We start from the raw sequence: 13,235 nt of genomic DNA on the forward strand, positions 1-13,235 counted from the left end.
TCCTGCCTTCTTACAGGTGGGGAACGAAAACGTGCGACAGGTGTTCCCAGCCCTATGCAATCACCACCCGCCAGATCGCCGGCTTCCCGTCGCCTGAAAGTTCTGACCTATAATGTGCACAGTTGTATCGGCACCGATCGCCGGCTTGCGCCGGAGCGCGTTGCCGAAGTAATCGCCGCGGCACAACCGGATATCATCGGCCTGCAGGAACTCGATGTCGGACGGAGACGAACCGGCGGTATCGATCAGGCCCACACGATCGCCGAAATCCTCAAGATGAAGCATCATTTCCACGCTGCCCTCGATGTCGAGGAAGAACGCTACGGCGATGCGATCCTGACTGCCCTGCCGGCGGAACTGGTCAAGGCAGGTCCTCTGCCTTCGGTGGGGGAACAGCGTGGCGCAATCTGGATCGAAGTCGAGGTCGGTGAAACGCGCCTGCAGGTCATCAATACCCATCTGGGCCTGAGACGCATCGACCGGATGCGTCAGGCGGAAATCCTGCTCGGTCCGGAATGGCTGGGCAGTGACCGTATGTCCGACCAGCCGGTCGTTATGCTCGGCGATTTCAACTCGATCCCCTCCAGCCCGCCCTACAAACGGCTCGCCGGTGCCTTGAGGGATGTGCGCACCCATATGGCCGGGCAATTGCGCCCGACCTTCCCATCACGCTTTCCGCTGCTAAGGCTCGACCACATATTCGCATCGAAGGAAGTTTCGGTGACAGGGGTAGAGATCATTGCCAACCCTCTCGCAAGGCTCGCTTCGGACCATCTGCCGCTTCTGGCGACAATCGAAATCTAGTGCAGCAGCTTCTGAAGCCGTCGCGCCTGTTTCAGGAACTGCGTAACTGCCCGATCGTCCGGCGGCTCGCCGGCTGAAGCAACCCGGGCGACGCGAACGGAATGTGCACCAATCTCGCCGAGCCGCTTCAGCACCAGCTGGAGAATGGATGCCTCAACCCCATGATCGACGATCACCACGTGTTTTCCGGCATGATCGTGGCAGGGGCCATCATTATCGCCGAGATACATGACGTGGCGGCGTTCGAGATCCCACAGCTGTCGTTGGCGCTCGGTATTGAGATAACCCGGAGGCACATGCGACGCGCGCGCCAGATCCTCATCGATCACGACCTGCGGCACTTCGAAATCGAGAACCGCGCCGATCGTCTTTTCGGGGTGACCCGGCGCAGGAATTCGCCCGACAAGCAGAAGGTCCAGCTCGCAACCGAGACGCTGCGCGGCATTGAAGGCAAGATCGACGCTTTCGGGAGAAAGTGCCACAAGCACGATACGCTCCAGAGAAAGCGCCGAAAGCTGGTCAGCCAGCTCGCGTCCCGCCAAGTTACGCCCGGTAAGACCGGATGGATGGGGCTCAGCCTGCATGAAATTCCTCCTCCCAGAGTTTTTCGTATTCTCAAGGACAAAGCGGTAACATCAGCCGATTGTTCCGACAGCATAACACGAAAACGGGATCTAGCTGCGAGAAAGGACGACCAGATATCGTGCCGGCGACGGACCACGGTTCGAGAAAGCGCAATCGCTGGGAGGGCCGAGTAGAAGGCAATCGCCCGCTTTCAGTTCATGTTCGACACCGCCTTCGGAAAAATCGAGACACCCTTCGAGTATCCAGATCTGTTGCCGCTGAAAGGCGAATGCCGAGGCGGGATAGGTGATGCAGGCACCTGCAGGTAGCTGGACTTCTATCAGCTCTGCCGGCGCACCGGCGGGCGAAATCGCTCTTCTGAGATAACCCGTCTCGGGATCCGTCCAGATCGATTGCCTTTCCGAAAGGCTCAACCTTTCGGCAGCCTTTTCGGCCGATGCGATCAGAACCGACAGGGGCACACCGAAAGCACCGGAAAGCCTGCCGAGCACTGTCGCAGTCGGGCTTGCCTCCCGGCGCTCGATCTTGCTGATCATTGCCTTGGATACGCCCGATCGCTGGGCGAGATCGGCAAGCGACCATTTGCGCGCTTCCCTCTCCTGCTTAAGCATGAAAGCTATCGCGTCCGCAGGATCACGCTCCATTTCACCAAAGCTCCATGCATCCGAACCGTCTCAGATAGTAGACCTTCAGCTCATATAGGAGACAAGCGACTTCCGCAACGAAAGGACAAGACCACCGAGTTGCTGCTATACGGAAATTATTCAGTCGTATAATAACGGCAGGATCGGCAGCAAGAAAAAGAGCGTGAGGACGATATGGCACCAGCCCGCCGCTCCTATACCCGCGCCAGCGAGGCTGAGCGCCGCGAAGACCTGATCCTGGCGACGCTCGACTGCATAGCGGAAGTCGGCATTCAGGGTGCCACGGTGCGCCAGATCGCCAACCGCGCCGGTGTGACAGCTGGCCTCATCCGGCATTACTTCACCGGCAAGGACCAGATGCTGGAGGCGGCATACCGCGCAGTGATGAGCGGCATGACACAGACAGCGATCGAGGCCGCCCGTGAGGACGAGGCGCCAAGGGCACGGCTTCGCCGTTTCATCATCGCCAACCTGACGCCGCCTGTAACCGACAGCCGAACACTATCGCTCTGGGCCGCCTTCATCAACCACATCCAGATAGACCCGAGTTTTGCCGCCATTCACCGTGACAACTATCTCGCGTTTTTGCGGGAAGTCGAAACACTTCTGTCGGCATTCTTCGATGAACGCGGCACCGCGCTTTCGCCAAAACAATGCCGCAGCTTCGCTATCTCGCTAAACGCGCTGATCGATGGATTGTGGCTGGAAGGCACGCTTGCCGCCGATCTGTTTGACGAACACGAACTCGCCGATGCGGCGCTTGCCTCCGTTGAGGCGCTGTTGAGATTGACCCCGGGCGAACTGGCCTTGGAAAAGTAAGGAAACCACGCATGCGTTATGCTTCGATCACCGACCGCCTTGCCCATCTCGGCTCCGGCCGCTGGGCCCTGCATCTCACCGCCCGGCGGATGAAGGCCGAGGGGGAAGAGATCATCGAACTGACGATCGGCGAGCCGGATGTAGCGCCCGACACCGCACTGCTGGATGAAGCCTCACGCGCCATGTATGCCGGCCGCACCCGTTATTCCAACGGCCGCGGCGAACCCGCAGTTCTGAAAGCACTGGTCGAAAAATATTCGAAGCGCCGCAAGGGCGTAACTGAAAAGAATTTCCTCTGCTTCCCCGGTACCCAGACGGCGCTTTATGGCGTGATGACCGGACTGGTCGAGGCCGGCGACGGCGTGCTGGTCGGCGATCCGCTTTATGCGACCTATGAAGGCGTGATCGCCTCGACCGGCGCCCACATGATCCCGGTGCCGCTCAGGCCCGAGAACAAATTCCACCTTCAGGCCGAAGATCTGGAGCGCGCCATCACCCCGGAAGCCCGCGTGCTGCTTCTGAACACGCCGCATAACCCGACGGGGGCCGTGCTGACCAAAGCCGAAATCGCCGCGATCGGCGAGGTCTGCCGCAAGCACGACCTCTGGATCATTTCCGACGAAGTGTATGAACAGCTGATCTTCGACGGCACCGAATTCGCCTCGCCCTTCGACATGCCGGAACTGGCCGAGCGGACGATTGCCGTCTCCTCGATTTCGAAGTCCCATGCGGCCCCCGGTTTCCGCTCCGGTTGGGCCGCCGGTCCGGAAGAATTCTGCGAACGGCTTCTGCCTGTCTCCGAAACCATGCTCTTCGGCGTGCAGCCCTTCATCTCCGACATGACGGCGCTGGCGCTTTCTCAGCATTTCGATACCGCCGACGTGATGCGCCAGAATTACGCCCGCCGCGCCGCAATCGTCGAAAAGGCGTTTGCCGGCAGCAATCTGGTAAAACCCATGCCTCCCGAAGGCGGCATGTTCATCCTGCTCGACGTGACGGCAACGGGCCTCAACGGCGAGGAATTCGCCTGGGAACTGCTGCGCGAGGAAAAGGTCGCGGTCATGCCGGGCACTTCCTTCGGCGATCAGGCCGCAGGTTTTCTGCGCATCTCGCTGACCGTGCCGGAAGACGTGCTGGAAACCGCGATGAAGCGGATCGGCGAACTGGCCGGACGCATCGTTGCGCATAAGGAAGCGCCGCTGCATATCCGCTGATCGAAACCTGATGGCGGCGGGCGCCTCACAGTTTGCCCGCCAGCCATAAGATGGAGATGATCGCTCCGCCGATTGCCATGAATGAAGACAGGATTGTCGTCAGGATCAGGGAGACGAGATAGAGCGCCGGTACATACGGCGAGACTTCCAGCTGGAAACTCTCCCGTATCGTCTCCGGATTGACGCAGGCGATCTCGAAATCACCGGGCGTGGGGCATTCGAATGCTCCCAGCGGAAACGATTTGCGACCGCTCATATCCGTGCGCTCGGTTCGAAACAGCGAACGGCCATAGGAGCGATAGTCAAGCTCGACACCTGACGGCTGCTGCGTGATAGAAAAGCGGGCCGAAAAATAGGAAACCCCGGTGATGAACGTCATTGCCGGAATGACTACGCTGACCACATACCGCCCCGCGATCGGCAGGTTCATGCGGTACCGCGTGCTTCCTGCCGGGAAGCGGTATTTCACCTTCGGAGAAATGATCTTCCACAGTCTCGAAATACAGCGGACGAGCAGATAAATGCCCGCCGCTGCAAAAAGTGGCGAAGCAGCACCAATGAAAACCGGATTCGTCATGCGGCAAGGTTAGCCCAGTGAGGCGCACATTTCCAAGAGGAGCGCCGACCTAACGCCTGTTCCGGCCATCACGTCAAACCGTGTCAGCCCGCATCACCGGCATCGGCGACACGCTCGTCGCGCTCGACAGAATCGGCCCCGACGCCGCATGCCTTGCGGGCCTTGTTGAGTTCGATACTCTCTGCGCTCGGTCTTGTCTTGAGCATGGCCTCGCCGGTGCCGCAACTGCGGGCGACACTTGGCTGGCTGCTGCCGAAGCGGGTGGCTTCTTCCGATGTGCTTTCACGGGTCATCATGTCCTCCTCCAGGCTAATGCGATAACACCGCAGGCCGGCAGAGGGTTCCAATGTCGGCCGCACGGCATGCGCCAATACTCCCGCGGATGCCCCGCGGGAGTTTTTGCAGACTGTCCGGCGGCTGCGGCTTGTCTTACTTCCACAAGCCATGGCGTTTCGCGAAAGTCTCGAACAGCGCCAGATGCGGAAGATCCTTGCCATTTTCGATCAGCCCATGCCCACCGACTTCGAAGAGATGCAGTTCGGTCGGCGTCTTTTGGGCGCGCAGGGCATTGAACAGGATCAGGCTGTTTTCCGGCGCAACGGCCGGGTCGTCACCCGCATGGGCCAGGAAGGTTGGCGGCATGTCGGCGGGAAGGTTGAATTCCAGCGAAATCTTGCGCTTCTCCTCATCCGTACCGCCCTTGGGGAACATGTTCTTGACCGAGGTCTCATGCGCATAGGGCGACATCATCGTCATCACGGGGAAGAACATGCCGGTGACGAGCGGCTTGGTCGGGAGCTTGTCGGCCTCATCGACCGGCGCATAGGTTTCGCGGCCGAAGCTTTCCGTCAGCCAGCCGGCCAGATGCCCGCCTGCAGAGAAACCGGCAACGCCGACGCGGGCGGGATCGATGCCGAATTCCTTGGCGCGGTGGCGGATCAACCGGATTGCGCGCTGGGCATCCTGCAGCGGCGCTTCCGGGCCGGCAGCCCAGCTGTCATGCGGCAGGCGGTAGGTCATGATGAAGACCGTCGAGCCCAGGCTGGCAAAGGTCTTGTCGATACTGCTGCCGGAACGGGTCACCGCGACACGCGTATAGCTGCCGCCGGGAATCATCAGGATGGCCGAGCCATCCGGCTTGGCTGGCCGCTGTACCATCAGGATCGGATTGGTGACATGCATGGCGGCCGTATCGTTCGGATCACCGTCCTTCGGATTGCGCAGGATCCACTCCTCCTTCGCCGCCACTCCCGCGCTGCCCGGAACCTTGCCCTCCGGCCAGATCGGAAAACTTTCGAGCTGCGGCAGAAGCGGAAGCTTCATCCCCTGCGGTATCTCACCCGGCTTTCCCGCAACAGCAACCGGCGTTGTGCCGGAATTCTGTGCAAGTGCGGCGACCGGCAAAAGCGCAGAGGCTGCGACGGCGGTGAGAAGCTGACGGCGATCCAATAAGGCTGGCATGATGATGATTACTCCCTTTCACATGACTCCTGATGTGCAGCCTAGGGAGTAGCCGGATTGTGACAAGCGGCCGACATGCCGCAGGGCCGCAGTAAAGCCCATGCCGCGACACTGTGTCGGAGGCCAAAGTGATTGCTGTCAAATATCGGGAAAGGTCTTAAGGGGCGAGCTTTCCGCCCTGCTCCGGCCTGTCGCTCTCCTCCTCCGGCGGCTCCCAGCCAAAAACGCTGCGGCCGCCCCATTCATGCGAATGGCGAAACTCGCCGGCGATGATTTCCTTGAAATCCGGACCGGTGACGTAGCGTTCGAGGCTCCGCGCCTGGTCGTCTAGGCGACGCAAAGCCTGCAGCTCTTCTTCGCGGCCGAGCCTTGCCTTGCCGACGGCGGATTTCATAACCCTGATCGTCTCGTCATAGACTTTAAGCGGCACCGGAAACGGATGCCGGTCCTTGCCGCCATGGGCGAGCGAGAAACGCGCGGGATCGGAAAAACGGCAGGGCGCGCCATGCACGACTTCCGCCACCATGGCGAGCGCCGAAACGGTGCGGGCGCCGACACCGGGCGTCATCAGCAGATCCTCGAAATCCTTCGGCCCACGATCGGCAGCGGCGGCGAGCGTACCGTGAAGGCGTCGCATGTTGACATCCTCTTCGCGCACATCGTGATGCTCCGGCATGATCATATGCGGCAACATCGGCTGCGCTGAGGGTTTCCTCATCCGCGAGGGATCGAGCGTAATGACTTCGCGGACTATTCTGTCCGGCCCGAGCGAGGCAAGCAGATCGAGCTGGCCGCTGCGCGAGGCAAGCGCCCGATGATCCGCCAGATTGACGATCTCGCCTTGCCCTCTGCCTTCGATGGCCGCATGGGGTGAATCGAGAAAGCTCTTCAGCCCTTCGGAATGCCAGTGATACCGCCGCGCCTGTCGCCGCGCATCGTTCATGCCCTGCTGCACGACCACCCATTTTCCGTCGTCGGTGACGATGAAACCGTGCAGATAGAGGTCGAACCCGTCCTGCACGGCGGCACTGTCCACCTTGGCGACGAGCTTGCTGGTCTGGGCGAGGGCTCCGCCGTCGATGCCGACGCGATTGCCGATGGCGATCAGCTCCTCCGGCGTCTGGCGCGAGTTCTTGCCGCGCCCGCCGCAGACATGGATGCCGAGTTCGCCCGACATCGGCGTCAGCCCGCGCTTCAACGCGCCGATGACGCTGGTGGTAATGCCCGACGAATGCCAATCCATACCCATCACCGCCCCGAAAGACTGGAACCAGAAGGGATGCGCCATCCGCGCCAGCAATTCGTCACGGCCGTAGTGGATGACGATCGCTTCGGTGATCACCGCACCGAGCCGGGTCATGCGTTCGCCGAGCCACCGGGGAACCCGGCCGCTGTGAAGCGGAAGATCGGCACTGCCTGAACGTTGAGCCATGCCCCGTTATAGGCGCGCCGTGCGGATTACGACAGCGAAAAGTTCTTCAAACGTTCCGTCAGTCGACCGATCGTTTCCGCGTCCGCATTGGCAAAGGCAAAGCGCAGATAATTCTGCTGGCCCTCGCCGAAATAGACTCCGGGAATGCAGGTGACGCCGGCACGTTTGGCGAGCTTTTCGGCGACTTCCGCAGAACCGGCACCCGCGAAAGGATGACGGACGAAGGCAAAATAGGCGCCGATCGCATCGAGCTTCCAATCGGGAAGCTGCTGCATGACGGCCTTCAAAGCCTCGGCGCGGCGGCCGATTTCCTGCCGGTTTTCCTCACGCCATCCGGCGAGCAGCGGCAATGCTGCGGCAACGGCGCCCTGGGCAGCACGCGGCGCGCAGATCTGCAGGTTGTCCATGATCTTGGCGACCTGCCCGATCACCGCTTCGCTCGCCGTGATCGCACCGAGGCGGTGGCCGGGAATGCAGAAGGATTTCGAGAAACTGTAGAGGCTGATCAGCGTCTCTTCCCAGCCTGCGAGATTGAACAGGCCGTGCGGCTTCTGGCCCGCCTCGGGAAGGAAATCGCGATATGTTTCGTCGAGGATCAGCCAGATGCCTTTCTGCTGGCAGAGCTTGAAGATCGTCTCGAGCAGCGCCGGCGGATAGATCGCACCGGTCGGATTGTTGGGCGAAACGAGCGCGAGCGCCTTCACCTCGGACGTGATCGCCGCCTCGATCGCGGAAAGCTCGGGCAGGAAACCGTCTTCCGCCTTGCAGGGCACGAAGGCGGTCTTGATGCCCATCATCGCCAAAGTGGTTTCGTGGTTGAAATAGAAGGGCTCGGTCATCAGCACCGTATTGCCGGGACCTGCCACCGTCATCGCGGCGCAGACAAAGGCCTGGTTACAGCCGGAAGTGACATGCGTATTGGCAGCCGCGAGCGGAGCCCCATAGACATCGGCGACATGCGCACCATAGGCGTCACGCAGCGATTGGTCGCCTTCGATCGGACCATAACCGGTATAGGTGATGGACGAAGCCGTCTCGCCGAGCAGCCGCAGCATCTCGGGATGCGCCGGATAACCGGGCACGGCCTGCGAAAGATCGATCAGCGGCCCTTTCGCGCCATCATAGGCGCGGCCCCATGCGGCAACCGAAGGAACGGGCGGAAGCGAAAGCTTGTCGACGAGCGGATTGAAGCGGGAATTTGAGGCGAGCATGATGTTCCGGAGAAGATTTTAAAAGACAGGCAATTGAATTGCTCTTCTTCTTCATCAGATTATCCGATGACGCAAGCGGAACCGCATTGAACATCGCCTCCGGCACCCACGAGAGAACCGCAAATGGCCGACGACACCCCGGCACAGCAAGATTCCAAGCTGACCATCACCAAGCGCAAATGGGCCGATGAAGGAAAATTCCTCACCGGCCACCATGCCCGGCCGGAAACCGACAGGCTGCCGCCCGGCCAGCATCTGGTGAAAAACTGGCCGGTGCTTGATCTCGGTCAGCAGCCAAGCATTTCCACGGCTCAATGGAAACTTGAGGTCCACGGCTTCGTCAACAATCCTGTGACGCTCGACTGGGCCGCATTCCGGGCCCTGCCGCAGTCGGACATGCTCTCCGATATCCACTGCGTGACCACATGGTCGCGCTACGACAACAACTGGAAGGGTGTCTCCACCCGCGATTTCCTCGATCTCGTCGATCCGAGGGAGGAGGCTCATTCGGTGATGCTGACGAGCTACGACGGCTACACGACGAACCTTCTGCTTTCGGACTTTTCCTCGCCCGATGCGATCATCGTCACCGACTGGGAAGGCGCGCCGCTGACGGAAGAACACGGCGGCCCCGTGCGCCTCGTCGTGCCGCATCTCTATTTCTGGAAAAGCGCCAAATGGCTGAAAAGGATCGATTTCAACGGCATGGATCATGCCGGCTTCTGGGAGAAAAACGGCTATCACATGCGCGGTGATCCGTGGGCGGAAGAGCGGTATTCGGAGGATTGAAAGCCGGTCGCGTTATGGCATCAGAGGATGCAGTCGCGACGTCTCAGCAGATTGCAATTTTCACGAGAGCCATTACAGATCAACACCATAGATAATTCAGTCTATTTCCAGAAAGCTATTTATGCGCCTGATTGTGGTTTTCCTCCTGAGCCTGTTTGTCGCGGGCTGCAGTCCCCTGTCCAAACGTATAGGAACCGTACTGGTCAGAACCGACGCGAATGGCAAAATGGCATCCGTATCCATGCGGGATTCAACGGGCAATCCCAAAGCCGATGCACGGTACATGCAGTATGCGCGAACGACATTTCCTTCTCGGATGCCGAATGCCAAACCCAATACGGGATACACCTACCCAGTCCACGGAGATCCCAGCGTCACTTCGGGAAATGTCATTGCCTGGCGCCAGCTAGGGAGATGAGAACCGCGGAAATCTATGCTGTCATCTACGGACTGGTTTTTCCGCCTTAAGTCGCGTGAACAAGCCCTTATTTCCTGCTCGCTCGACATATCGCATTTCACGCATGACATTCACCCTGCTTCCGGTTTAAAACGAAGAGGACTTCCAATTCGGAGGCTCCTCCATTCAAACCAGTGACTTGATGCCAAGCGTCAGGTGACGATCGCGCAGGAGCATGACTTTGGCCTCGGCCACGCCGGAAAATGCAGATCAGACGCCGCCGAAACTGCGTGCGGATGCACGCCGCAATCGCGACAAGCTGATTGAAATCGCCGCTCAGGCCTTTGCCGACAATGGTGTAGAGACCTCGCTGGAACATATCGCCCGCAAGGCCGGTGTCGGCATCGGCACGCTTTACAGGCATTTTCCGACACGCGAACATTTGGTCGAGGTCGTTTATCGGCGAGAGCTGCAGAATCTGGCGGATGCGGCCGACGAACTGTCGCGCACCGAAGCCGCCGACATCGCGCTCGAACAATGGATGCGCCGCTTCGTCAATTACATGGCGACCAAGCGCGGCATGGCGAGCAGCCTGAAAATCATCGCCAGCTCCAACTCCACCATGTTCGCTGAAGGGTTCGGGCGGATCCGCTCATCCTTCGACAAGCTTTTGACGGCCGCGCAGGAGCAGAACCTCATCCGCAAGGATATCGGCCAGTCGGACCTGATGCACGCCATGTCCAGCATCTATTCCATCCCCGACACGCCCGAATGGCGCGACAGCGCCAATCGCCTGATCGGCCTCCTGATGGACGGATTGCGCGTTCAGCGCTGAACCATAATCGAGATACAAAAACGGCCCGGAAAACCGGGCCGCTTCTCTTTGATGGAGATCGTCGCGCCGTTATTCGGCGGCGACTTCCTTGTAGTCCCGGTAATAGGACAGGTAGTTGCTGCGCAGACGCTCCGGTGCACCCGGATCTGCATATTTGTGCAGTTCGGAAAGATCCGTCTTGTTGAGGATGACACCGATCGTCTTTGCGGCGATCTGCGGTTCCGACTGCAGCACGCTCTGCACGGCCTTGGCCGGCGTCGCGCCCCATTCGGTGACGAACACGAAGGCATCCGCGTAAGGCTCGAACGCCTTGGCATCGATGACCGGGATAAGCGGCGCAAGGTCGACGACGATGACGTCGAACGTATCCTTGATGCTTTCCAGGAACTGGCTCATGCCGCTGGAAGCCAGAAGCTCGCTCGTATGGGTAACCTGACGGCCACGCGTCGTCATCGGCAGGATGGTGAGGCGCGAGCGGCGGTCGACACGGGCAACGCTGGTCCACGACGTCTTGTTGAGGATGACGTCGACAAGACCGACTTCCGGTTCGCTTGCCAGCATCTTCGAAAGACCCGGATTGCGAAGGTCGGCGTCTATGACCAGCGTGCGGGCACCGCTCGATGCGATGAGACCCGCAAAGTTTGCGGCAACCGTCGACTTGCCCTCGCCCGGCAGGCAGGAAACGACACCGATGACGGCGCATTTCTTGCCCTGAAGCACGATATCGCAGGCAAGCTTGGTGTTGCGCAGCGTTTCGGCAAACTGCGAACGCGGAGCCTCGACCGCAACACGCATCATGCGGCGGAAGGAGATCGGATCGCCAACCGGCTGGTTGGCGGCTTCGCCCTGTTCCGGCACGGCGCTCGGCTTCGGCGCGTCTTCACGCGCGGCACCGGCAATGCGCGGCAGGTAGCCGAGGAAGCGCATGCCAAGCTTCTGCTGCACGTCTTCGCCGGTGCGGAAGAAGCGTTCACGCAGTTCCAGAACGGCGGCGGCGGCACAGCCGATCAAAAGACCGAGAATGACCGACAGCGCTATGGTCAACGTCTTGCGCGGGCTGGACGGCGAGACAGGCACACCGGCATCGGAAATCACGCGCGCCTTGGCGATCGGCAGGGACTGCTGTTGCGAGGCCTGTTCGAAACGCTGCAGGTAGGACTCGTAAAGCGTTCTGAGGGCCGAAGCTTTCTGTTCCAGCTCCTGCAGCTGAACCATGTTCACGTTGGCATCGGAATTGTTGCCTGCGACGCGCTGGATATTTTCCCGCATCGATTCCACGCGCGACTGGGACACGTCCAGCTCGTTCTTGAAGCTGCCCGTCAGCTGCTGCAATTCGCGGAACATCTGGTTGGTCACGTCCTGCTTCTCGGCCTTCATCGCAATCGCCTGCGGATGATCGGCGCCGAACTGCTGGATGATCGCCTGTTCGCGATCGTTGATGCCGATATAGCGCTTGCGCAGATCCTGCATCACCGTGTTGTCGGTGTCGCGGTTGGAGACGACCGCATTGTGCACGGCCGCTTCCGGCCCCTTTTCGATGATTGCCTTGTACTGGTTGTACCGGGCGGCGGCGGTTGCCGCATCAGCCTGAGCCACGATCAACTGGCTGTTCAAATCGGAGAGCTGCTGCGCTGACAGAAGTTCGCCGCGCGGAGAAATCAGCCCCTTGTCGCGCTTGAACTGTTCGACGGCGAGCGACGCCTGCTGCGAACGGGTATTCAGATCGTTCAGACGTTCCTGCAGCCAGATGCTGGCGCGTTCGGTGGCGTCGAAATTGGCGTTGAGCTGTTCCGTCAGATAGGATTCGGCATAGGTCCTGGTGATCTGCGCCGAGAGAAGCTTGTCCGGCGAGCGCACGGAAACAGCGATGACGGAGCTGCGACCGACGCGTTCGACGGTCAGCCACTGCTGGATGATCGCGGCGGCCTTTTCACGGCGACCTGCTGCGATCTGCTCTTCGGTCAAGGCCGGAGTATCGGCGGAAAAAATCGATGTGACACCGCGCAGCATGCCCTTCACAAGATCGACAGGCGACTTTGGCGGGTCGACGATCAAGGCATTCTGGTCGAGCTTCGCCTTGTCAACGACGCTGAGTGCCAGTTCCTTCGACTTCAGGATTTCCACAGCACTGGACATGCGGTTGTCGAGCATCTGCGCGGACTGATTGTCCGACGCGTTTTCTTCCGCGTAACGGGACAGATTGTCGTCCATGAGAATATTCGTCATCGACGTATACATCGGCTGGGCAAAAACCAGATAAAGCCCGGCCAGAACGACCATTGCAGCAACGCAGGCACCGATCACACCCAACCGGCGCATGGCCGCAGACCACAGCTTGTCGAGGTCGATGAACGTGTCGTGGTCTTTCGGTTCCGGGGGAAATATCGTCATCGGTCGAAAGTTTGCCTGATCCATTGTGTCATCCGCTCTGGGGAAAATAGTGCAGGAAAGGCGAATGTCTCGCCTT

Annotated in this window: 13 protein-coding genes; 5 read left to right on the top strand and 8 right to left on the bottom strand. The window is 60.2% G+C overall.

All coding sequences use genetic code 11. The features are described 5' to 3' along the window. The first annotated feature begins 54 nt into the window (after positions 1-54). Positions 55-804: an endonuclease/exonuclease/phosphatase family protein gene (locus JZX87_RS02370; RefSeq protein WP_206823512.1), complete on the top strand. Its 750-nt coding sequence runs from the start codon at positions 55-57 to the stop codon at positions 802-804. Here the strand turns inward: JZX87_RS02370 and JZX87_RS02375 are convergent. Next, positions 801-1,388, bottom strand: coding sequence for a hypothetical protein (locus tag JZX87_RS02375; RefSeq protein ID WP_206823514.1), 588 nt, complete (start codon positions 1,386-1,388; stop codon positions 801-803). The genes JZX87_RS02370 and JZX87_RS02375 overlap by 4 nt on opposite strands. Positions 1,389-1,478: 90 nt before the next feature. Further along, positions 1,479-2,000, bottom strand: coding sequence for a helix-turn-helix domain-containing protein (locus tag JZX87_RS02380; protein WP_286194045.1), 522 nt, complete (start codon positions 1,998-2,000; stop codon positions 1,479-1,481). Between the two features lie 207 nt (positions 2,001-2,207). Here JZX87_RS02380 and JZX87_RS02385 point away from each other — a divergent pair, with 207 nt between their 5' ends. After that, positions 2,208-2,852, top strand: coding sequence for a TetR family transcriptional regulator C-terminal domain-containing protein (locus tag JZX87_RS02385; RefSeq protein ID WP_206823526.1), 645 nt, complete (start codon positions 2,208-2,210; stop codon positions 2,850-2,852). Positions 2,853-2,863: 11 nt separating this feature from the next. Continuing rightward, on the top strand, positions 2,864-4,066 hold the full coding sequence (locus tag JZX87_RS02390; RefSeq protein ID WP_206823529.1) for a pyridoxal phosphate-dependent aminotransferase: 1,203 nt from the start codon (positions 2,864-2,866) through the stop codon (positions 4,064-4,066). Positions 4,067-4,091: 25 nt separating this feature from the next. Here JZX87_RS02390 and JZX87_RS02395 read toward each other — a convergent pair whose 3' ends face one another. The 5 genes from JZX87_RS02395 to JZX87_RS02415 all read right to left on the bottom strand — a co-directional run bounded on the left by JZX87_RS02395 (position 4,092) and on the right by JZX87_RS02415 (position 8,747). Continuing rightward, positions 4,092-4,643 (bottom strand): hypothetical protein, encoded by a 552-nt coding sequence (locus tag JZX87_RS02395; RefSeq protein WP_206823531.1) that lies wholly within the window; start codon positions 4,641-4,643, stop codon positions 4,092-4,094. Positions 4,644-4,726: 83 nt separating this feature from the next. Further along, positions 4,727-4,936, bottom strand: a complete 210-nt coding sequence (locus JZX87_RS02400; RefSeq protein WP_206823533.1) for a hypothetical protein — start codon at positions 4,934-4,936, stop codon at positions 4,727-4,729. Between the two features lie 136 nt (positions 4,937-5,072). Continuing rightward, positions 5,073-6,104 (bottom strand): alpha/beta hydrolase, encoded by a 1,032-nt coding sequence (locus tag JZX87_RS02405; protein WP_206823535.1) that lies wholly within the window; start codon positions 6,102-6,104, stop codon positions 5,073-5,075. A gap of 157 nt (positions 6,105-6,261) precedes the next feature. Further along, positions 6,262-7,536 carry a DUF763 domain-containing protein gene (locus tag JZX87_RS02410; protein WP_206823538.1) on the bottom strand — a complete coding sequence of 425 codons (1,275 nt, stop codon included), beginning with the start codon at positions 7,534-7,536 and terminating at the stop codon, positions 6,262-6,264. Between the two features lie 26 nt (positions 7,537-7,562). Next, complete coding sequence (locus JZX87_RS02415) at positions 7,563-8,747, bottom strand: aminotransferase (RefSeq protein WP_206823541.1); 1,185 nt, start codon at positions 8,745-8,747, stop codon at positions 7,563-7,565. 123 nt (positions 8,748-8,870) lie between these two features. On the opposite strand from JZX87_RS02415, the gene JZX87_RS02420 reads away from it, so the two are divergent. Next, the gene (locus tag JZX87_RS02420) at positions 8,871-9,536 is read left to right on the top strand and encodes a sulfite oxidase-like oxidoreductase (RefSeq protein WP_183820901.1); all 666 of its coding nucleotides are present in this window, start codon (positions 8,871-8,873) and stop codon (positions 9,534-9,536) included. Positions 9,537-10,174: 638 nt separating this feature from the next. Then, positions 10,175-10,768 carry a TetR/AcrR family transcriptional regulator gene (locus JZX87_RS02425; protein ID WP_502711292.1) on the top strand — a complete coding sequence of 198 codons (594 nt, stop codon included), beginning with the start codon at positions 10,175-10,177 and terminating at the stop codon, positions 10,766-10,768. Between the two features lie 69 nt (positions 10,769-10,837). On the opposite strand, the gene JZX87_RS02430 is transcribed toward JZX87_RS02425, so the two are convergent. Next, complete coding sequence (locus JZX87_RS02430; RefSeq protein ID WP_206823550.1) at positions 10,838-13,183, bottom strand: polysaccharide biosynthesis tyrosine autokinase; 2,346 nt, start codon at positions 13,181-13,183, stop codon at positions 10,838-10,840. Positions 13,184-13,235: the final 52 nt, after the last annotated feature.

Source organism: Agrobacterium sp. Ap1 (assembly GCF_017313375.1).
GTDB classification, from domain to species: domain Bacteria; phylum Pseudomonadota; class Alphaproteobacteria; order Rhizobiales; family Rhizobiaceae; genus Neorhizobium; species Neorhizobium cellulosilyticum.